The 21,189-nt window shown below is 57.0% G+C and carries 22 protein-coding genes; 14 read left to right on the top strand and 8 right to left on the bottom strand.

The annotated features are described in order from the left end of the window. Positions 1 to 2: 2 nt before the first annotated feature. From C0U40_RS00380 to C0U40_RS00395, 4 genes are read left to right on the top strand one after another with little or no spacing between them, the layout of a single operon-like run. Complete coding sequence (locus C0U40_RS00380; protein WP_101653786.1) at positions 3 to 827, top strand: MBL fold metallo-hydrolase; 825 nt, start codon at positions 3 to 5, stop codon at positions 825 to 827. A gap of 4 nt (positions 828 to 831) precedes the next feature. Beyond that, the gene (locus C0U40_RS00385; RefSeq protein ID WP_101653787.1) at positions 832 to 1,593 is read left to right on the top strand and encodes an SDR family oxidoreductase; all 762 of its coding nucleotides are present in this window, start codon (positions 832 to 834) and stop codon (positions 1,591 to 1,593) included. Then, on the top strand, positions 1,590 to 2,321 hold the full coding sequence (locus C0U40_RS00390) for an enoyl-CoA hydratase/isomerase family protein (protein WP_101653788.1): 732 nt from the start codon (positions 1,590 to 1,592) through the stop codon (positions 2,319 to 2,321). The genes C0U40_RS00385 and C0U40_RS00390 overlap by 4 nt, the downstream gene beginning before the upstream one ends. A gap of 8 nt (positions 2,322 to 2,329) precedes the next feature. Beyond that, positions 2,330 to 3,526 carry a TIGR03862 family flavoprotein gene (locus C0U40_RS00395; RefSeq protein WP_101653789.1) on the top strand — a complete coding sequence of 399 codons (1,197 nt, stop codon included), beginning with the start codon at positions 2,330 to 2,332 and terminating at the stop codon, positions 3,524 to 3,526. Positions 3,527 to 3,530: 4 nt separating this feature from the next. On the opposite strand, the gene C0U40_RS00400 is transcribed toward C0U40_RS00395, so the two are convergent. From C0U40_RS00400 to C0U40_RS00420, 5 genes are all read right to left on the bottom strand, one after another. Next, entirely contained in the window at positions 3,531 to 4,130 is a 600-nt protein-coding gene (locus C0U40_RS00400) for a glutathione S-transferase family protein (RefSeq protein WP_101653790.1), read from the bottom strand. A gap of 11 nt (positions 4,131 to 4,141) precedes the next feature. Continuing rightward, entirely contained in the window at positions 4,142 to 5,164 is a 1,023-nt protein-coding gene (gene holA, locus C0U40_RS00405) for a DNA polymerase III subunit delta (protein ID WP_101653791.1), read from the bottom strand. Then, entirely contained in the window at positions 5,161 to 5,658 is a 498-nt protein-coding gene (lptE, locus tag C0U40_RS00410) for an LPS assembly lipoprotein LptE (RefSeq protein ID WP_101653792.1), read from the bottom strand. Before lptE ends, holA begins: the two co-directional genes overlap by 4 nt. Beyond that, entirely contained in the window at positions 5,645 to 8,182 is a 2,538-nt protein-coding gene (gene leuS, locus C0U40_RS00415) for a leucine--tRNA ligase (protein WP_101653793.1), read from the bottom strand. The genes lptE and leuS overlap by 14 nt, the downstream gene beginning before the upstream one ends. 75 nt (positions 8,183 to 8,257) lie before the next feature. Further along, positions 8,258 to 8,794 carry a DUF3576 domain-containing protein gene (locus tag C0U40_RS00420; protein ID WP_286134715.1) on the bottom strand — a complete coding sequence of 179 codons (537 nt, stop codon included), beginning with the start codon at positions 8,792 to 8,794 and terminating at the stop codon, positions 8,258 to 8,260. A 275-nt stretch (positions 8,795 to 9,069) separates the two neighbouring features. Between C0U40_RS00420 and C0U40_RS00425 the strand changes: the two genes are divergently transcribed. The 3 genes from C0U40_RS00425 to C0U40_RS00435 all read left to right on the top strand — a co-directional run bounded on the left by C0U40_RS00425 (position 9,070) and on the right by C0U40_RS00435 (position 12,021). Continuing rightward, positions 9,070 to 10,023, top strand: coding sequence for a porin (locus C0U40_RS00425; protein WP_101653794.1), 954 nt, complete (start codon positions 9,070 to 9,072; stop codon positions 10,021 to 10,023). Positions 10,024 to 10,310: 287 nt separating this feature from the next. Beyond that, a complete protein-coding gene (locus C0U40_RS00430; RefSeq protein WP_101653795.1) occupies positions 10,311 to 11,261 on the top strand; it encodes a porin in 951 nt (316 codons plus the stop codon). A 103-nt stretch (positions 11,262 to 11,364) separates the two neighbouring features. Beyond that, on the top strand, positions 11,365 to 12,021 hold the full coding sequence (locus tag C0U40_RS00435) for a YggS family pyridoxal phosphate-dependent enzyme (RefSeq protein ID WP_101653796.1): 657 nt from the start codon (positions 11,365 to 11,367) through the stop codon (positions 12,019 to 12,021). Between the two features lie 2 nt (positions 12,022 to 12,023). Here C0U40_RS00435 and C0U40_RS00440 read toward each other — a convergent pair whose 3' ends face one another. After that, entirely contained in the window at positions 12,024 to 12,533 is a 510-nt protein-coding gene (locus C0U40_RS00440; RefSeq protein ID WP_101653797.1) for a L,D-transpeptidase family protein, read from the bottom strand. Then, entirely contained in the window at positions 12,530 to 13,606 is a 1,077-nt protein-coding gene (gene ribA / locus C0U40_RS00445; RefSeq protein WP_101653798.1) for a GTP cyclohydrolase II, read from the bottom strand. Before ribA ends, C0U40_RS00440 begins: the two co-directional genes overlap by 4 nt. Positions 13,607 to 13,759: 153 nt before the next feature. Between ribA and C0U40_RS00450 the strand changes: the two genes are divergently transcribed. From C0U40_RS00450 to C0U40_RS00470, 5 genes are all read left to right on the top strand, one after another. Beyond that, positions 13,760 to 14,446, top strand: a complete 687-nt coding sequence (locus C0U40_RS00450; protein ID WP_101653799.1) for a response regulator transcription factor — start codon at positions 13,760 to 13,762, stop codon at positions 14,444 to 14,446. Between the two features lie 120 nt (positions 14,447 to 14,566). Next, positions 14,567 to 15,358 (top strand): exodeoxyribonuclease III, encoded by a 792-nt coding sequence (gene xth, locus C0U40_RS00455; protein WP_101653800.1) that lies wholly within the window; start codon positions 14,567 to 14,569, stop codon positions 15,356 to 15,358. Positions 15,359 to 15,441: 83 nt separating this feature from the next. Continuing rightward, on the top strand, positions 15,442 to 16,356 hold the full coding sequence (gene trxA / locus C0U40_RS00460; protein ID WP_101653801.1) for a thioredoxin: 915 nt from the start codon (positions 15,442 to 15,444) through the stop codon (positions 16,354 to 16,356). A 26-nt stretch (positions 16,357 to 16,382) separates the two neighbouring features. Beyond that, positions 16,383 to 17,030: an LON peptidase substrate-binding domain-containing protein gene (locus tag C0U40_RS00465; RefSeq protein ID WP_101653802.1), complete on the top strand. Its 648-nt coding sequence runs from the start codon at positions 16,383 to 16,385 to the stop codon at positions 17,028 to 17,030. Beyond that, positions 17,027 to 17,209, top strand: a complete 183-nt coding sequence (locus C0U40_RS00470) for a Trm112 family protein (protein ID WP_101653803.1) — start codon at positions 17,027 to 17,029, stop codon at positions 17,207 to 17,209. Before C0U40_RS00465 ends, C0U40_RS00470 begins: the two co-directional genes overlap by 4 nt. Here the strand turns inward: C0U40_RS00470 and C0U40_RS00475 are convergent. Continuing rightward, a complete protein-coding gene (locus tag C0U40_RS00475; RefSeq protein ID WP_101653804.1) occupies positions 17,206 to 18,432 on the bottom strand; it encodes an FAD-dependent monooxygenase in 1,227 nt (408 codons plus the stop codon). The two genes, C0U40_RS00470 and C0U40_RS00475, sit on opposite strands and share 4 nt — an antisense overlap. An 83-nt stretch (positions 18,433 to 18,515) precedes the next feature. On the opposite strand from C0U40_RS00475, the gene C0U40_RS00480 reads away from it, so the two are divergent. Both C0U40_RS00480 and C0U40_RS00485 read left to right on the top strand, forming a co-directional pair. Further along, positions 18,516 to 19,853, top strand: coding sequence for an amidase (locus C0U40_RS00480; RefSeq protein ID WP_101653805.1), 1,338 nt, complete (start codon positions 18,516 to 18,518; stop codon positions 19,851 to 19,853). 155 nt (positions 19,854 to 20,008) lie between these two features. Next, positions 20,009 to 21,187 (top strand): aminotransferase class I/II-fold pyridoxal phosphate-dependent enzyme, encoded by a 1,179-nt coding sequence (locus C0U40_RS00485; protein ID WP_101653806.1) that lies wholly within the window; start codon positions 20,009 to 20,011, stop codon positions 21,185 to 21,187. The last annotated feature ends 2 nt before the right edge of the window (positions 21,188 to 21,189 follow it).

Genomic DNA, 21,189 nt, shown 5'->3' on the forward strand with positions numbered 1-21,189 from the left:
CCATGTCTCGTATCAACAGAACCACCGTAGGCGATGTGGAAATCATCGCCCTGACAGACGGCGAAACACAATTCGGCGCAGAACTGTTTCCCGGAACCGAGGAAGCAAAGATCGACGCCCTGCTGGAAGCGGCAAAGGCGGAAGCCATCGACACCAACTTTAACGCCTTCATCGTGAAATCAGGCGGCGACACCATGTTGGTAGATGCCGGACCGCGCGATCTCTTCGGGCCGACGTGTGGCTATCTGGGAGATGCTCTGGAAGAAGCCGGAATAGGGCCGGATGAAATCACCCACCTGTATTTCACCCACCTGCACCCCGATCATATCGCAGGTGCATTGACCAAAGAAGGCCAGCCGGTGTTTGAAAAAGCAAAAATGCTGGTGTCCGAAGCGGATCACAAGTTCTGGTCGTCACAGGTCTTTACGGACGAAACACTGGCGCAATGGCAACAACTGGCCCAAGCGACCCTTGGTGCATATGCCCCTCGCACGGAACAGATCAAAGACGGCGATACGCTGGTTCGTGACGTAACGGCGCTGAACCTGCCCGGCCATACACCCGGTCATATGGGGTTTCGCGTGGACAGCGGATCTGACAGTTTCGCCCATGTGGGGGACATTGCCCATGCGCAGGTATTGCAGTTTGCCGATCCCGAAATCGGCATTGCCTTTGACATCGATATGGATCAGGCCCGCGCCACAAGAAAGCGCACGCTGGATATGGTGACAACAGACGGGATGAAATTGTCGGGCGGGCATATGTTGCGCCCGAATATCGGCAGGCTCGAACGGGCTGGCACAGGCTATATTTTTAAAGAGGATTAAGACAGTGACGGATGTGAAGAATAAATCTGTGATTATCACAGGGGCAAGTCGTGGCATCGGTGCAGCTGCGGCGCGCAAGTTTGCAGAACTCGGGGCGAAGGTGATGCTTTGTGCCCGCTCCGGCGGAGAAATCGAAGAAATCGCCAGCGAAATCACCAGGAACGGCGGAACGGCAATTGCACAGAAAACCGACGTTGCGGATTTTGATCAGGTGCAGGCTGCCGTAGAGCGCGCCAGTTCAGAGTTCGGCGGGCTCGATATCCTGATCAACAATGCCGGTGCACTGGACCCTGTGGAACGGCTGGAAAATGCAACTGTTGCTGCGTGGGACAACATCATCGACGTGAACGTCAAAGGTGTATTCTACGGCATCCGCGCAGCCCTTCCGGTGATAAAACCGGCAGGTGGCGGCAGCATTATCACCATCGGCTCCGGCGCTGCTACCGGCGCGCTTGAAGGCTGGTCCCACTATTGCAGTTCCAAAGCGGCAGTACACCATCTGAACGCCTGCCTTCACGAAGAGGAAAACGCAAACAACATCCGCGCACTGGTCCTGTCGCCCGGAACCGTGGCGACGGAAATGCAGCGGGTGATCAAGAAATCCGGTGTTAACCCTGTCAGCCAGCTTGACTGGGAAGATCACATTCCGCCGGAATGGGTGGCCGATACGCTGGTCTGGATGGCCACGGGTGACAGCGATGATTACCGCGGCGCCGTTGTCTCTCTGCGTGATGAAAATATCCGTAAACGGGTGGGCCTGATTTGATCGACGTAGACACTCAGAACGGGCTGTGGCGTGTCACGTTGAACCGGCCGGACAAAGCCAACGCCCTGTCCCCCGATATGCTGCGGGACGTGGCTGCTGTGGCCCGACAGGCCCATGCAGACCCCGAACTGCACAGCTTTATCATCACTGGCGCAGGCGAACGTGTGTTTTGCGCCGGTGCCGATGTGGGCGGCGGTGAAGATATGTATGCCTTCACCCAGAGCCCCCTGTGGTCGGACGCCTCGGGCGCGATTGCCGCCCTGCCCTGCCTGACCATCGCAGCCCTGAATGGTACGCTGGCGGGGGGTGGTTTCGCGCTGGCCTTGGCTTGCGATCTGCGGATTGCCACGCCGGAAGCAAAGTTCTTTTATCCGGTCCTCAAACGTGGCTTTCTGCCCCAGCCCGATGACGTAAAACGACTGGCCGCATTGATTGGCTCAGCCCGTGCAAAGCTGATCCTGATGGGCGGACAAAAGCTCGACGCGGCCGAGGCCTTGCAAATCGGGCTGGTTGAACGGGTGCTGCCACTGGCAGAGTTTGACAGTCTTCTGACGGCCCTGACAAGCGATGCTGCCGCGGCGAAGCCCCAAAGCATCGCTGCTATAAACCGGCTGTTTGATGATCTGGACGCCGCGCAACTACAGGATTGTTACAAGGCCGCCTACGAAAATGATCCCGCAGCCATTGCGCGGATCACAGGCCGTTCGCAGGACGCGGAAACGGTTTAAGGCTGGCAATGACGGCAGATCAAACACCCGATGCGCTGGTGATTGGCGCTGGTCCTACGGGACTGATGGCAGCAGAAATGCTTGCGGATTCGGGGCTAGCAGTCCTGCTGGCCGAGGCGAAACCCTCTGTCGGGCGCAAGTTTCTGATGGCGGGGAAATCCGGTCTGAACCTGACCAAAGACGAACCCGAAGCCCCGTTCCTGACGGCGTTCGGTTCAATGGCTGGACCTTTGGACACGGCACTGTCGGAGTTCGGTCCGGAACAGGTAAAACGCTGGGCCGAAGATTTGGGACAAACCATCTTTACCGGATCGTCCGGTCGGGTGTTCCCGAAAGTCATGAAAGCCTCTCCCCTGCTGCGCAACTGGCTTGCGCGATTGGATCGGAAGGGCGTCACCCTTAAAACCCGCTGGCGCTGGACAGGATGGGACAAGCAGGGCTTTCAGTTCGACACACCTGACGGGGTTCAAACCGTTCGCCCGAAGGTTACTGTTCTTGCGCTTGGCGGGGCAAGTTGGGCGCGGCTCGGCTCTGACGGGGCGTGGACCACACTGCTGGCAGAAAAAGGCGCAAAACTCAGCGCATTTGCCCCGTCCAACATGGGGATAACCGTTGAATGGTCGACCCATATGGCGCCTGCTTTCGGCAGCCCGCTGAAATCAATCGCCCTGAGCAGCGGTGGCAAAACCGCCGTGGGAGAGGCCGTAATATCCCGCGCAGGGCTGGAAGGATCGCTGATCTACCAGTTCTCCGCCGCCTTGCGCGCAGGCGCAGAATTGCAGATTGACCTCTTCCCGGACCGAACAGAAACGCAACTTCAGGAACGGATTGACAAGGCGGGGGCAAAAACATCCCTGACCAACATCCTGCGCAAGACCCTGCGCATGGACCAAGCCAAGGCCGCGTTGTTTCTGGAGTTTGCCCGCCAGACACCCCGCGATACGCTCGGGTCTGCACTGAAAGCCTTAACAATTCCCTACACTGGCACCGCGCCTCTGGATCAGGCAATCTCGGTGGCCGGTGGGCTTTGCTGGGAGTCGCTCTCTGAAGGTTTTGAACTTACCTGTGCCAAAGGCGTCTTTTGCGCCGGTGAAATGCTCGACTGGGAAGCGCCGACAGGCGGCTATCTGATCACCGCCTGCCTTGCCACGGGACGGGCCGCAGGTCTGGCAGCGGCCCACGCTGCCAGATCACAAGAGCCGTAGTGTTCTAGGCAGGATTGCGGATCGCATCGGCCTTTTTGTAGGCATCCCGATTGATATTGCGCCTCACATAGGCCCGCAGCGTGTCACTTTCCAGCGGGAACCCCGTGCCGCGCATCCAGCCCGCACAATGGGTCAGCAGGATATCGGGCACTGTGAACTTGTCACCCATAAGGAACTCGTTATCGCCCAGACGCTGCTCCAGCGCCTTCAAAGAACGTTCCATCTCCCAGATCAGGATATCCTTGATCGCTGGCACGCGCTTTTCTTCGGGGTTGACGAACTTGTTGCGTGCCGCCGTCCAGAGCGCACCGTCGATTTCGTCACAGATGAACTGTGTAAAACTGTCCTGCGCAGCCCGTTCCAGCGTGCCTGCTTCATAGGTTAGCGCGCCATGTTTGTCCGCAAGATACTGGAGGATCGCCACGGAATCGATAATCGTGGCCTCGCCCACTTTCAGGCTGGGAATCTTGCCCGTCGGATTCAGTGTCGAGGCTGTTTCCCCGCGCGGGTTATCCGGCACCAGATCATATTCCAGCCCCAGTTCCTCCAAAGCCCAAAGCACGCGGAAGGCCCGCGTTTTCGGTGAACCGACCAATGTGTACATCTGCTCTCTCCCTAAGACCGTCTTAACATTGATATGCGAATAAAAGCCCTTTCGACCAGCGCCATTTCAGGCGGCTTTCGTGCGGAACGTAGCGTCAGATCCGTGTTCATCAGATCGTCGAGCGCCTTTTCCAACCGTGCTGCGCCAAGCCGCTGGGCCTGTCGTACCAAACGGTCCTTGCGCGGCCCGAACACAGGCGGACGGGCGCGCGACAGGGCGGTATCGGGGCCTTGGGGATGGGTCGCTGCGGCGTGAAGCGTGCGGAAATGGCGGGTGGCTGCAATACATAGGGCTGTCGGGTTAACGCCCTGCCCTGCCAGCCGTTTAAGCGTTGGGACGACATCCGCACTGCGCCCTTCGGCAGCGGCATGCACCGCATCGTCAAGATTTGCATCCGCCGTCGCAGGCATACAGGCGTCAATATCATCACCAGTTATTGGGGTGTCATCACCGAATTTGTAAAGTCCCAGCTTTTCAATCGTCTGCGCCATTTCACCCGGATCAAGCGTTCGGGCCAAAGTCAGCAGATCATCCATTGAAGACTGGGAGAGTTGCGAAAGATTGGCCTCTTTCGCCATCCTCTCAATATCCGCACGCCCGGGCGGATCATCGTAAATCCCGATCGCAAGCGATCTCTGGTCACCCTCGAAAGCCTTGCGCAGTTTGGAACGGGCGTTCAGGCTGCCGGCCGTCGCCACAAGAGTTGCGTCTTCCTTGGTCCATTCTTTCAAGGCTATGGCCAGCACATCCGCCAACCCGTCGGTCGCGCCTTCGACAAAAACCACACGCGGACCGGGAAAAAAGCCCTGTGCCTTCAGGCTGTCCAGAACACGGGACGGTTCCTTTCGCAGATCAGCGCCATTGATCCGCTCCAGCCGCATTTCCTCTTCTGCCTTCGGCCCGACCAGCGCCTTGATCAACTGCTGCCGCTTCAGGGACACCCGCATTGCATCCATGCCATAAAGCAAGATACCGGCACGGGCGCCTTCGGGTTTGGCGATGAAGGCTGACGCCTGCGCACCGGAAAGTTTCATCCCGCCCAGCCGTTTGACGTAATAGCGATGCGCTGCGCGATCTGGTTGGCGAGCGCTTTGGCAAGGCGGGTATTTGCATCCCGTTCTGCTACACTGGATGGATAGGTTTCCGAGGTGGAGCCGTAAGAGGTCACGTTCTTCACGCTATCCTCAAACACCACCCGCTGCGTGGCACGGTCCCTTACTGTGAACTTCGCGGTACCGGTCAAACTGGTACGGGTCGTGCCTTCGTCTTCGGTCACGGCAAGGGCGCTCTCGCTCAGCTTCAGGGAAAAATTCAGAACATAAGGCGCACTGTCTCCAGCATAGCCCAAACGGTCTTCCAGTTGCTGGCGCAATTCAAACCCGTTGCGCCCTTTAACCAGATCAATCGCAATCTGGCCGCGCAGGTTGGCTGCAGTTGTGCCCTGTTTGTAAACAGGCTCGAACCCGCAGGCCGCGACGCCGCCCGACAGGGCGAGCGCCAGAAAGTTTCGTCTGTTATACAACAACATTCACAATCCGCCCCGGAACCACGATCAGCTTTTTCGGCGTAGCGCCGTCCAGCATCTTAATCACAGTCTCGTTGGCCAGAACCAGTTTTTCAACCTCTTCTTTGGGCATGGATTTCGGCACAGTGATTTCATCGCGCCGTTTGCCGTTGATCTGGATCGGAAGTGTAACTTCGTCATCCACAAGCATTGCAGGATCTGCCTTGGGCCAATCCGCCTGAGCCACCAGACCTTCGCCACCCAGATGCGCCCAGAGTTCCTCGGCCAGATGGGGCGTCATAGGCTGCATCAGCTGCGCCATGACTTTCAGAACACGGGTGCGAGTCGCCTTGTCCGCTTTGGACTTTGCGAGCGCATTGGTGAGTTCATAGAGCTTGGCCACGGATTTGTTGAAGGCAAAACCTTCAATCCCCTTGGTCACTTCCTCGATGGCACGGTGGCAGGCTTTTTCCAGTGCGAGGTTATCAGCATCGGAACCTTCGCCACTTGCAGAATCCAGTTCGTCGGCAAGACGCCAGACCCGTTGCAAGTGTTTCCAGGCAGCCTCTGCGCCGGAGGCTGTCCATTCAACATCCCGTTCGGGCGGGCTGTCGGACATGACGAACCAACGGGCTGTATCTGCGCCGTATTGGTCGATAATATCTTCGGGATCGACCACGTTCTTTTTGGATTTGGACATTTTGATCGACGGACCAACCGTCACAGGACGCCCGTCCAATGTCTCGTACCCGCCCTTGACCGGTTTGATCTCATCCGGATTCAACCATTTGCCGTCAGGATCTTTGTAGGTTTCATGGCATACCATGCCTTGTGTGAACAAAGCATTAAACGGTTCTGTCGCGCTGTCGGGCATATGTCCGGTCAGGTTCATCGCCCGCGCAAAGAAACGCGCATAAAGCAGATGCAGGATCGCGTGTTCCACGCCGCCGATATACTGGTCCACATTCATCCAGTAGGACAGATCGGCATCCACGGTCGGCGTATCGGCACGGGGGGCTGTGAAGCGGGCGAAATACCAGCTGGAATCCACGAAAGTATCCATCGTGTCGGTTTCGCGCTGTGCGGGTGCGCCACATTCCGGGCAAGGCACATCGCGCCACGTCGGGTGCCAGTTCAGCGGATTGCCTGGACGATCAAACGTGGCGTCCTTGGGCAGTTCCACCGGCAGGTTTTCTTTCTTCTCGGGCACGACACCGCATTTTTCACAGTGCACTACAGGGATTGGACAGCCCCAGAACCGCTGGCGCGATGCGCCCCAGTCCCGCAGGCGATAGTTCGTAGTGCCTTTGCCCCAGCCTGCCTTTTCAGCATAGGCGATGGTGGCATCGATAGCCTCCTGACCTGTGGCCTCGTCCAGACCAGCGAAATGGTCGACCCATTTCACTGTCTCGGTCTTTGGCGGCACGAAGGCCTCGTTTGCTACAGGGGTTTCGTTATCCAGTGCAAAGAAAGTGTCGATGACCGGCAGATCATACTTGCGGCAGAAATCCAGATCGCGCTGGTCGTGGGCCGGACAACCGAAAATCGCACCGGTGCCATAGTCCATCAGGATGAAATTGGCGATCCAGACTGGCAGTTCACGGTCTTCGTAGATCGGATGTTTGACGCGGATGCCAGTGTCCATGCCCAGCTTGGGCGCAGTTTCTATCGCTTCTTCCGTGGTGCCGCCCTTGCGACATTCTGCAATGAAATCAGCAAATTCGGGGTTGTCGGCTTCCAACTGTTTGGCAATCGGGTGATCCGGCGAAATCCCCACAAAAGACGCCCCGTTCAGCGTATCGGGCCGCGTGGTATAAACCTCGATCCGGTCGCCGCCATCTACACGTTCGAACGAAAACTCCAGCCCGCGGGACTTGCCGATCCAGTTCTGCTGCATCAGGCGCACTTTATCCGGCCAGCCGTCAAGTTTATCAATCGCGCTTAGCAGGTCTTCAGAAAAGGCGCTGATCTTGAAGAACCATTGAGTCAGTTCCTTGCGTTCGACCAATGCGCCGGAGCGCCAGCCGCGACCGGCTTCCACCTGTTCGTTGGCCAGAACGGTCATATCCACCGGATCCCAGTTCACCACGGCCTTTTTACGATAGACCAGCCCCTTATCCATCATGTCGATGAACATGGCCTGCTGCTGGCCGTAGTATTCGGGATCACAAGTGGCGAGCTCTCGCGACCAGTCGATCGACAGGCCCATCGGCTTCATCTGCTCGCGCATGTCCGCGATATTCTGATAGGTCCATTCACCGGGATGAACACCTTTTTCCATAGCGGCATTTTCTGCAGGCAGACCAAAAGCATCCCAGCCCATCGGGTGCAGGACATTAAAGCCGTTCACTGCCTTATACCGCGCGACCACATCGCCCATGGTATAGTTGCGTACGTGCCCCATGTGGATGCGGCCCGAAGGATAGGGGAACATTTCCAGCACGTAATATTTCTCGCGGGACTCATCCCGCTCTGCTTTGAACACGGATGCGTCGTCCCAGGCTTGTTGCCACTTCGGTTCCACCACACGGGCATTATAACGAGACATGTTTTCTTCCTTACACAGCAAAACGCCGGACAATATGCCCGGCGTCATTATCTTCAACGGGCGGTATCACCCGCGTTATAGGTTTTTATCGCGCACACGCAACTGACGGGCGCGGGTCAGGATCGCATCTTCCACACGGCGCACGGTCTCTGCACTTGCGGGGCCGCTGCGGGTCTGGATTGACAGCTTCAGCGAACGTGCATCAAGGGCAGGATCCTGCACCAGTACAGTGGCGCGGTACTGACGGGCACTGCCAGGCGCACGCCCCCACCCCATCACAAGCACACCCGTAAATGGATCAGCCGATTCTACCGGCAGGAAGTTCAGCGTTTCGAGAGCCGCACTCCAAAGGTATTTGTTTACACGTACGTTTGTATTTTCGTCAGGAGAGCGCAGGGCATCAAAGATAGAGACCGTATCACCACCTGCCTCACCCAGGGCCCGTTCCATCGCACCGGAGGACGGATCCTCTCGGGACGGGTCCGGCCGTACTGTAACAGGCCGGTTCAGAAAGCCGCCACTGCTGCGTCCCGAATTGCCGAAACTGCCACATCCAACAAGCGCACCGCAAAGAAGTGCGATCAGACCTGCTTTAAAACCATTATTCATCATGCTCTACGCCTCAAGCTTTACAGCTGTTTCTTTCATGTACCGTTAGTTGGGAATACGGACAAGTTCTTATTCTTCAGGCGGGGGAACGGGCTGTTATATATAAAGAAGTGCAAAGCACCCGAAAATGACTGTGGCATCATTGCACCAACTTAAGGCTTATCATCGGAAGCACAGCACAGACGCTTGATATTCGGGGGCCAGAGAGTGAAAAGCATACACACTCTTTCCGGATACCTCGGATAGAGGTGCACCTTTTAACCTAACGAGGGAAAACTATGAAAAAAGTTCTCTTTGCAACCACAGCACTCGTCGCAACTGCCGGTATGGCTGCTGCTGACGTAACACTGTCCGGTTCCGGCCGCTTCGGCATTGTATACAACTCCGCAATGGACGGCGCTGGCCAGTCCAAAACAAAAATCGAAAAGCGTATGACCATCAACGTTGATGGCTCCGGCTCCACAGACACAGGTCTGGACTTCGGTGGTCGCATCCGTCTGCGTTCCGACGAGAACGACGCTGCTGCCGCTGCTGCTTCCGCAAACGTGTGGATGGGCAACGACATGTTCCGCATCACAGTGGGCAACACTGAAGGCGCTATGGTTAACCGTCTTGGTTACTTCCAAGGTTCCATCGGCCTGACAGGTCTGCACTGGGCCAACGTTTCCTTCAACATGGGTAGCGTTTCCCGCTTCATCCTGAACACATACAGCTCCCGCGGTAACGCTGGCGATGTTGTACGTCTGGACTTCAACGTAGGCGGCTTCGGCGTATCCCTGTCTTCCGACTCCACAGGTGACCACCTGTCCAACGGTTCCGAAGATGCGATCGCTGTTTCCTACAACTTCGGTGACTGGAACGTTGCAGCTGGTTTTGCTAAAAACGCAAACAACTCTGCTGTAAGCGCAACCGAGCGTGACATGTTCTCCCTGTCCGCTGCTGGTAACATCGGTGACTTCGGTGTTGGCATTCAGTACTCCGATCTGGAAGACGTAGCTTCTAAAGTTGTTCTGAACGGTGAATACGACTTCGGTGAAACAACCGTAGCTGCATTCGTTGCTCACACAGACGAAGACACTGTTGGTTCCGCAGGTATCGGCGCTGCTGGCGAAGAAACCGAATACGGCATCGGCTTCACCCACTCCCTGGGTGGCGCAGTTCTGGCCGGCGGTATCTCCCGCAACTGGCAAGACGAAACAATGGCTGACCTGGGTGTCCGCTTCAACTTCTAAGTTTTCTTAGAAGTCGTTTCGAGAAGAGCAGGCCTTCGGGTCTGCTCTTTTTTTGTGCGTATTACCAAACTTTTTCAGTCGTCACCCTGAATCGCCATACGCCTATCCCCTTGAAATTACGCGATTTCGGGTCTTTCACGACCTTGTGATAATTACTTGACGGAATTTGTCGAAAAGCGACTTTTGCCCCCCTACAACTTTGGATATTTATAAGGCTGGCGACATATTGTGGCCTTTTCTCCTATTGGCGCTTGCGCCATCCCTCCCACTATCAAAAGAGAAACAAAATGAAAAAAGTTCTCCTTGCTTCGACAGCGATTATCGCTTCGGCTTCTGCCGCAGCCGCTGACGTAACACTGTCCGGTTCCGGCCGCTTCGGTATCGTATACGACAGCTCCCAAGACGCTGCCGGCCAGTCCAAAACAAAAATCGAACGTCGTATGACCATCAACGTTGATGGCACAGGTTCCACAGACACAGGTCTGGAATTCGGTGGTCGCATCCGTCTGCGCTCCGATGAGGGCGACACTTCCGGTGCTGCCGGTTCCGCCAACATCTGGATGGGCAACGACATGTTCCGCATCACTGTTGGTAACACAGACGGCGCTCTGGTTAACCGTATCGCCTACTTCGACGGTTCTGTTGGTCTGACCGGTCTGCACGACGCTGACAACTCCTTCAACATCGGTTCTTCCCAGTTCCTGCTGAACACATATTCTTCCCGCGGTAACGCAGGTGATGTTGTTCGTCTGGACTTCAACGTTGGTGGCTTTGGCGTATCCCTGTCCACAGACTCCACAGGCGATCACCTGTCCAACGGTTCCGAGGATTCCATTGCGGCATCCTACAACTTCGGTGACTGGACTGTTGCCGGTGGTTACGCGAAAAACGCGAACAACTCTGCCACCGCAGCTGGTGAGCAAGACCTGTGGTCTGTTTCTGTTGCAGGTCAGATCTCTGACTTTGGTGTGAACCTGGGCTACTCCGATCTGGAATCCGTAGGTTCCAAAGCGGTTCTGTCCGGTTCTTACGCCTTTGACGCGACAACTGTGACTGCATTCGTTGCACACACTGATGAAGACACTCTCGGTTCCGCAGGTATCGGCGCTGCAGGTGACGAAACAGAATACGGCATCGGCTTCACCCACGATCTCGGTGGTGCAGTTCTGGCAGGCGGTGTTTCCCGCAACTACACAGAAGAAACAATGGCGGACCTCGGCGTTCGCTTTGCCTTCTAAGTTAGGCTGAATATTAGGTGCACAGGAAGGGTAGACCCGCAGGGTCTACTCTTTCTCTTTTTTTGGGCTTGCCCAAAGCCCGACAGACAGGCATTCATTCGCCATGTCCCTTACCGATATCACATCCCGCATCACCGCTGCCGAATCCGAGGCCAACCGCCCCGCGGGCAGCACCCGTCTGATCGCCGTATCCAAGGTCCAACCCGATGAACGGGTGCGTGCCGTACTTGAATCCGGCCATCGGCTGTTCGGGGAAAACAAGGTGCAGGAAGCACAAGGCAAATGGCCACGCTTCCGCGAGGAATTCGGACCTGTAGAGGTTCATTTGATCGGCCCGCTGCAAAGCAATAAGGTCAAACCGGCGGTAGAACTATTTGACGCGATCCATACGCTGGACCGCAGCAAACTGGCCCGCAAGATTGCCAGTGAAATACAAACACAAGGTAAATCGCCCGAACTGTTCATTCAGGTCAATACCGGCGAGGAACCGCAAAAGGCAGGTGTCCTTCCCGCCGATGCGGATGCGTTCATTGCAGAATGCCGCGGGATGGATCTGACCATCAACGGACTGATGTTGATTCCCCCGGTCGACGAAGAACCGGCCCTGCATTTCTCTTTGTTGCGCAAAATTGCCGAACGCAACGGGCTGTCCGGTTTGTCGATGGGTATGAGCAGTGATTTCGAACGCGCCGTGGCCCTTGGTGCGACCCATGTCCGCGTTGGCTCGGCCATTTTCGGTGAACGGGCTTACGAGGTCTGACCCTAGCGGATAATCAGCCGCGAGCGTTCGGTCCAACCGGACAGGATTTCGACCAGATCCAACTCGTCAAAAGCGATACAGCCTTCGGTCGGGTGACGCGGTTTGCGCCATTTGTGTAGGAAGATTGCGCTGCCAGCACCGGCTTCAGCATCCGGCCAGTTGTAATCAACGATTGCAAAAATATCGTAAAGCGGATCAGCACGGCGCAGTTTTTCGTGGCTGAACCGGTGACTGCGCGCGCGGATTTCCTGATTGTACTGCGGATCGCGGGGATCGTCTGACCAGACATCCACCAGATTAATCGGCCAGCAATCAAGTGCCGGTGCATCAAAGCTAACCCTATCGCTGCGATAGCCAACCCCGCCAAGACGATAGGTGCCGAGCGGCGTGATCCCGTCGCCTTCGCCCTGTTTCACACCAATCCCGCCACGTCCCACAGCACAGCAAAACCGCCGCCCCTGAAACCGTGCGCCCCATTTGGTGACAACCAGATCATCAAAACCCGCTATCATAGCAAATGCCCGCTCTTTTTCGCTTTGGTATCAAGGTATCCGGTATTCTGTGCTGTGCGTCCCACGTGCAAAGGCACGCGCTCTGACACGGCAATTCCGGCTTCTTCCATACGGGCCACCTTGGCGGGATTGTTTGTCATCAGGCGCGTGGATTTAAAGCCGAGGCTTTGCAGGATTTCAGCGCCGAGTCTGAAATCCCGTTCGTCATCCTCAAATCCCAATCTATGGTTCGCTTCAACAGTATCAAATCCCTGATCCTGCAACGAATACGCCCGCATCTTATTCGCAAGTCCGATGCCGCGCCCTTCCTGATTGAGGTAGAGCAGCACGCCCTCTCCCTCTATCCCGATTTGCGCCAGTGCGGCTTGCAACTGCGGCCCGCAATCGCATTTGAGAGAGCCGATAACATCGCCGGTAAAACAGGCAGAATGGAGGCGTGACAACACGGGCTTGTCCCGCGCTGGACGTCCGACCTCAATCGCGTAGTGTTCTTCTCCGCCGTCCCGCTTGCGATAGACGTGGACCCGTGATTTCTGGGAAACATGCAACGGCACCCGCGCGTGGGCAATTTGATCCAGTGGCATTCGCAGTGCGGCGCCGGCCTCTATCTCGGCCACTTCAAGCACCAGCAAGCCCTCAGGCTCTTCTGCGACAGGGGCAAGGATCGCACCGGGAAGCAGGCCGGCTGTCTTACACAGCCGGATGATCGTGCGATCCACCAGCGCAGAACCGTCCCGCAAATACAGGAACGGCCCCTTCATGGGCATCACCAGATCCAGCGAGGGATCGGCCATCGCATGAACCCAAGTCGCCGGCGCATCAAAAGGGACCGCGATTCGCACAAGATCGCCATCATAGGCCGGAGCCGACAGGGTTTCCGCCCGCCGGTTCGTAACTGCAATATGAAGCGCATCACCCACATCGCGCATCTGGGCAAGTCTTTCGGAACTGAGGGTCTCGATCGCGGCCACAACGACACGCGCCGCACCTTCGCGCAGCACAACCGGTACACCCATGCGCAGATCGGCACGGGCCCGTGCGATTTTCTCATCCAGTGTTACAGAAAACGGCATTACGATCCTGTTGCTTGAAACAATTTGCCTGCCTTCTATATCTCCCATGACGTAAAAGTGAAACATTATAACGAAATTAAACACGTCCCTGTGAGGCGGATTGATAAATGCTCCCGAGACGCGCAACTTCATCCCGAGACGAGGAGATAATCCATGAATAATGTTAAGAAAATTCTGATGGTGGATGATGATGACGACCTGCGCGAAGCGCTGGCCGATCAACTGGTCCTCACCGAAGAATTCGATGTTTTTGAAGCTGAAAACGGTGCCAATGGTCTGGAGAAGGCCAAACAGGCACTATACGATCTGGTGCTGCTGGATGTCGGCCTGCCGGACATGGACGGGCGCGAGTTGTGCCGCCTGATGCGCAAACAGGGGGTGAAATGCCCCATTGTGATGCTGACGGGCCATGACACCGACGCAGATACGATTCTGGGTCTGGATGCAGGCGCGAATGATTACGTTTCAAAACCCTTCAAATTCCCTGTGCTTCTGGCCCGTATCCGTGCCCAGTTGCGCCAGCACGAGCAATCCGAAGATGCGGTGTTCAATCTGGGGCCTTATACCTTCAAACCGTCATCGAAACTGCTGGTGGACGAAGCGGACAAGAAGGTCCGCCTTACGGAAAAAGAAACCAATATTCTCAAGTTCCTCTACCGCTCGCAGGATGGTGTCGTGCCGAGAGAGGTTCTTTTGCACGAGGTTTGGGGCTATAATGCGGGTGTGACGACTCATACGTTGGAAACCCACATCTACCGGCTGCGTCAAAAGATCGAACCCGATCCCAGCAACGCGCGGCTACTGGTGACGGAATCAGGCGGCTATCGTCTGAACGCGTAGTAAATAAAAAATCGCAGGGCTTTTCATAGTTTTTCCCTGCACTGACCCGCCGGACCGGCGGGTCTTTTTTTGCCTGTGACATTGCACTAAGGTGCGGCGAAATTAACAAAGGTCTGCCCAATGCCCATTAAAATCTGCACATGGAACATCAATTCCGTGCGCCTGCGCGAACCCATCGTCATGAAACTTCTGGCAGAAGAGCAACCGGACGTGTTGTGTCTTCAGGAATGTAAAAGCCCTGTCGAAAAAATCCCGACCGAAAACTTCGCCGCCCTTGGATATTCCCACATGGTTGCCCGCGGTCAGAAGGGCTACAATGGCGTCGCGATCCTGTCAAAACGTCCCATCGTAGACGCAGGTCATCGCGATTTCTGCGAAAAAGGCGATGCCCGCCATGTAGCTGCCCAATTAGACAACGGGATGATCGTGCACAATTTCTATGTGCCGGCCGGTGGCGATGTGGCCGACCGTGAAGTGAACGAAAAATTCGGCCACAAGATGGATTTCCTGTCAGAAATGCGGGACTGGTTCCACGGCGAAGCGCCTCAGAAATCCGTTATGGTAGGCGATCTGAACATTGCCCCTCGTGAAGATGATGTCTGGGATCACAAGAAACTGTTGAAAGTGGTGTCCCATACACCGGTCGAGGTAGAGGCCCTTGCCGAAACACAAGACGCCGGTAAATGGGTAGACATCACCCGTCAGGATATTCCCGAAGGTCTGCTTTATACGTGGTGGTCCTACCGCGCGCGGGACTGGGATGCAGCGGATAAGGGTCGCCGTCTGGATCACATCTGGGCCACGCCCGATATTTCCTCAAGCGGCCATTCCAGCCGTGTTTTGCGCGATGCCCGCGGCTGGGAAAAGCCGAGCGACCACGCTCCGCTATTTGCTACCTTCGACCTGGACTGATCCGCAACAGGCCGCAGACCTTGTTCCAGCGGCCCTGTTCGCCTACATCACAAACAACCCAAGTCTAATTGCAAGAGAGACATATGTTGGAATTGAATGGCGCTGACGCCACCGCCCCTGCCGGTGATCTGATCACAGACGGCTCTGAAGCGACCTTTATGCAGGACGTGATCGAAACTTCGCAAACCACCCCCGTGATCGTTGATTTCTGGGCGCCATGGTGCGGACCGTGCAAAACGCTAGGCCCTGCCTTGGAAGATGCCGTATCAGCGGCAGGCGGTCGCGTGAAGATGGTCAAGATCAACGTCGACGAAAACCAGATGCTTGCGGGTCAGTTGCGGGTGCAATCCATCCCGACAGTGTTTGCCTTTCACGAAGGTAAACCCGTTGATGCGTTTCAGGGCGCGTTGCCCCCGAGCGAAGTGAAAACCTTCGTCGAAAAAATCGCTTCGCTGGCAGGTGAGCCGGACAACGGGCTTGACGATGCGGTGGCCGCTGCCGAAGAAATGTTTGAACTGGGCGAATTTGAAGATGCCGCGCAGACCTTTGCCGCCATCGTTGAAGAAGACCCGAGCCACGCTGCCGCCTATGCCGGACTGGTCAAATCCTATCTCGCGCTCGGTGCGGCCGATCAGGCAAACGAGTTGCTGGAAAATGTGCCTGCAGCAATTGCACAGGATACAGCGATCCTTGCCGTAAAGGCACAAGCTGAACTGGCCGCCACCGCCGCGGATGCAGGGGAAACTGCCGAACTGCGGGCCAAGCTTGATGCGGATGAAAACGATCATCAGGCGCGTCTCGATCTGGCGATGGCGCTGTTGGGAGAAGGCAAAACCGAAGAAGCGGTCGCCGAACTGCTGGATATTTTCCGGCGCGACCGGGAGTGGAATGACGGCGCGGCCAAGGCGCAATTGTTCAAGGTTTTCGACAGTCTCGGCCCGACCGACCCTGTCGCGCAAAACGGACGTCGCAAATTGTCATCAATGATCTTTGCCTAAAGCGCTTCGGGGGCTATGTTTGATACATGATAAACGTCATCGACCTGCCCCCGAAAATTCCCATTTTCCCCTTGTCAGGTGTTTTGCTTCTGCCACGCACCCGCTTGCCGTTAAATGTGTTTGAACCCCGCTATCTGGCCATGCTGGATGATGCGCTGAAAACCGATCACCGGATGATCGGTATGGTTCAGCCCCGTGAGATCCCCGGCAACAAGGACGAAACAACCTTGCAGCAAATCGGCTGTGCCGGGCGGGTCACGTCCTTTTCCGAAACCGAAGACGGGCGGTATCTGATCACCCTGTCTGGCATCAGCCGTTTCAGGCTGCGCGCGGTTGAAAACGGGTTTTCCCCCTATATTAACGCCGCTGTGGACTGGACCAGCTTTACGGCTGACAAGGGCGCGCAGGATGTAGATCACGGGTTTGACCGCCCGAAATTCCTTAAAATCCTGTCCCGCTATTTCACCGCGACCTCTCTCTCTACAGATTGGGACAGCCTGAAAGAAGCGGATGAGGAACTGTTGATCAATTCGTTGTCGATGCTCTGCCCGTTTGATCCGGCAGAAAAACAAGCCCTGCTGGAAGCCCCCAATCTGGCGAACCGCCGCGAAACGCTGGTGACGCTGATGGAGTTTGCACTGGCTGGTGATCCCGGAGAGGACTCTATCCAATGAGCGACACACCCAAAACCGATCCCAAAATGCTCGAAGCACTGATCTGTCCGGTGACGCATACGCAATTGCGATACGATGCAGACGCGCAGGAACTGGTGTCTAAAAAAGCCCGTCTGGCCTTCCCGATCCGCAATGGCATTCCTGTGATGCTGATCGATGAGGCGCGTCCGCTGGACTAAACCGCGCGGCCCTGCATCAGGCGGGGTAACTCGCCGGTCAGACCGGCGGCCTGCCGGATCAGGTTCCGCCGCGCCGAAGGCACTGCATTCACCGCCCCGAGACCAAGATCCCGCACCCCACGTAGCACAGGGTTGTCGTTGGAGAAAAGCCGGTTCAGACCATCCGTTGCCACCGCAAGGCTGGCCGCATCGAAACGCCGCCACTGCTGGTAGGGTTGCAATGCAACGGGGCTGCCGATGTCCTGCCCGCGCCGTGCCGCATCTGCAAGAACCTGCGCCAGTGCTGCCACATCCCGAAGGCCGAGGTTCAACCCCTGCCCTGCAAGCGGATGAATGCCGTGGGCCGCATCGCCCACCAGCGCCACACGGTCCGCTACGAAAGATTGTGCCAGCGACAGACCAAGTGGATACATGAACCGTGTTCCAGCCAGTTTAATGTCACCCAGAAACTCGCCAAAAGCAGGACGCAGACAAGCCAGATAATCCGCATCATCCATCGCCTGTATCGCCTCGGCGCGAACTGTGGATTCTGTCCAGACAATGGAACTGCGATTGCCCGGCAGAGGCAGGATCGCCAAGGGGCCGGATGGGAGGAACAACTGGTGTGCACAGCCCTGATGCGGCTGCTCATGCTCAACGGCACATACCAGAGAGGCCTGTTCGTACTGCCAGCCGGTGCGCCGGATGCCACTGCGCAGGGCAACGCCGCTCTGGCGTCCGTCACTGCCCACCAGCACGCGACCGCGCAAGGTATCACCGCTATCGAGCGTGATGGTCACACCAGCCGCATCCACCGCCTGTCCGGTCACCGAACGCTCTGCCAGATGGGTGATACTATCGCTTTGCGCCACATGATCCAGCAGCGCACGTCGCAGGTAACGGTCCTCGATCATCTGCCCCATCGGGCCTTCTTCGATCTCGTTATGATCGAAATGCAGGAAATAGGGTGATGCGCCCTCGCCGGGGCGCCCGTCAGACACTTTGATATCCAGAATTGGTTGGGCGTGTTCGCGCAAACCGTCCCACACCCCCAAAGCCGCGAGCATCCGCTGCGAAGTCAGCGCCAGCGCATAGCCCCGCCCGTCAAAATCCGCTTCCTTGCGGGCATCCACAGGCAGCGCATCAATGATGGTGCAGCGAAAACCGGCCTGTGCCAGCGCCAGTGCAAGGGCAGAACCGTTCAGCCCGCCCCCTGCAATCAGAATATCCGTATCCATAGTCATAGGCTGAATATGGGCGCTTCTGCGGGATTGTCCATCGGTCATTCCGCCGCTAGGGTTCGGTCCAAATACGAAGGAGACCCGTGATGGCACACCCCTGGCTAAGCGCAACCGCATCCGATCTGGGACGGGGCATTGCCGCAGGCAAGATCGACCCTGTGGACTTGACCGAAACCTATCTGGACGCCGCTGAGTCCCACGACTTCAGCCAGCGGATCTTCACCCATGTCACCCGTGATCGCGCCCTGTCCGAAGCGAAGGCCGCCAAATCCCGTGCGGATGCCGGATTGCGCAACAGCCTGCTGGACGGGGTTCCGGTGTCCTGGAAGGATCTTGTGGACACCGCCGGAATTGAAACTGTATCGGGCAGTGATCTGCTTAAGGGGCGCGTTCCCGCACAGGACGGCGAATGCCTGCAACATGCCACCCGTGCCGGACTGGTTTGTATGGGCAAAACCCATATGTCGGAACTGGCGTTTTCCGGTTTGGGGTACAATCCCATTACCCAGACACCGCCCTGTGTGAACAATCACGCCGCCGTTCCGGGGGGATCATCCTCGGGAGCGGCAGCCTCGGTTGCCTTCAACCTGTCCGCAGCGGCGATCGGTTCGGATACAGGGGGTTCGGTGCGGATTCCTGCTGCGTGGAATGATCTCGTCGGGTTGAAAACCACCTCCGATCTGGTTTCGCTGAAAGGGGTTGTTCCCCTTGCTGCCAGTTTTGACACCATCGGCCCGCTATGCCGTTCGGTAGAGGACAGCGCCCATCTGCTTGCAGCCCTGACCGGAACGGCCAAAGTACCCGATCTGACCGGGGCGAGCCTGTCAGGCCGTCACTTTGCCCTGTGCAAAACTTCGGTTCTAGACGATCTGGACGAAGGCATCGCTACAGGGTTTCAGGATGCCATCGACCGTCTGGCTAAACAGGGCGCGAAAATCACCGAGATCGACATTCCGCTGTTGCCCGAACTGTTGTCCCTGTCCCCTGTCGTCTTCACGGTAGAGGCTTATGCACAGTGGCAATCCGAACTCGAAGCGAATCCCGATGCGATGTTCCCGCAAATTCTGGAACGGTTCCGCGGCGGGCTGAACTTCAGTGGTATCGAATATGTCGCTGCACAAAAGCGGATGATGCAACTGCGGCAGGAATACCTTGCCCATGTTGCAGGCTTTGATGCCGTGCTGCTGCCCGCTTCCCCGATTCTGCCCCCCGATCTGGAACGTCTGAAAACCGAAAGCGCCTATTACCAGCACGCCAACCTGATGGCCCTGCGCAACACACGGGTGGCCAACCTTCTGGGGCTTAGCAGCCTGACCCTTCCAACAGGCGCACCAAGCGTCGGGCTGATGGCGATGGGCACACCCTTTGGCGAACGGAAACTCTTGCGGGTAGGCGCTGCACTGGAAGCAGCCCTAAACGCCTGAAACTGTTAATCTATCAACCCTAGGATCAGCAGAGCGGGGCGCAGGGCAAAAAAGCCACAATCGCCCCGCCTTGACCAAAAGAGGTTTGGCCCGCTCGGAATTTTTGTCTAATGTGGGGGAAACGGGGCGCTTAGACCCCATACCCTGAGGCAGACATGAAATTTCCAGAGCGGTTCTCGAACCTGCCAGAATACGCGTTTCCGCGTCTCCGTGCCCTGTTGGATCACCATCCCGCAGGCGGCGACGTGTTGCATATGTCCATTGGCGAACCGAAGCACGCCTTCCCGCGATTCGTGGAAGAAGAGATCACGAAACACGCGCACGAGTTCGCGAAATACCCGCCCAATGACGGCGCCCCCGAGTTGCTGGGCGCAATTGCGGACTGGATAAAGCGGCGTTTTGATGTCGCGGTTGATCCAGCCACACAGGTGCTTTCTTTGAATGGGACCCGCGAAGGGCTGTTCAACGCCTGCGTTGCCACCTGCCCCGAAAAGAAGTCCGGCAAAACGCCCTATGTTTTGATGCCGAACCCGTTCTATCAGGTGTACGCCGTGGCCACAGCCGCTGTGGGTGCGACACCTGTTTTTGTGAATGCCACTGCCGAAACCGGCTTTCTGCCGGATTATGCAAGCGTATCCGAAGACATCCTGAACGATACAGCCGTTGTCTACGTCTGTTCGCCGTCCAACCCGCAAGGGGCCGTGGCAGATTTTGACTACTGGCGTGATCTGCTGGCTCTGGCCGAGAAATACGATTTCCGCATTTTTGCGGATGAATGCTATTCTGAAATCTACCGCGACACGCCGCCCACGGGGGCGCTGGAGGCAGCGCACAAGCTGGGCGCTGATCCTGAACGGGTCGTAATTTTCCATTCGCTGTCCAAACGTTCCAACCTGCCCGGATTGCGGTCCGGTTTTGCTGCCGGTGGACCGGCAACGATGGCGCAGCTGAAACAGCTGCGTAATTACGCCGGAGCACCGCTGCCCCTGCCGATCCAGCGGGCGGCGACAAGAGTCTGGGCGGATGAGGAGCACGTGATCGAAAACCGCGCCCTGTACCGCGCGAAATTTGAGCTGGCCGATGAAATTTTCCACGGCATCAACGGCTATGTTGCACCACAAGCCGGATTTTTCCTGTGGCTGCCTGTGGAAGATGGCGCAGCGGCTGCATTGAAGCTGTGGCAGGCGTCCGGAGTACGGGTGCTGCCGGGTGCATTTTTGGGAAGAGACGTAGACGGGACGAACCCGGGCCACGGATATATCCGTGTCGCTCTGGTTGCTCCGATAGATGAAATGACGCGCGGATTGCATGACATCCGCCGCCATTTGTACTGAGA

Source organism: Neptunicoccus cionae (assembly GCF_002860325.1).
Classification (GTDB): Bacteria; Pseudomonadota; Alphaproteobacteria; order Rhodobacterales; family Rhodobacteraceae; genus Amylibacter; species Amylibacter lutimaris.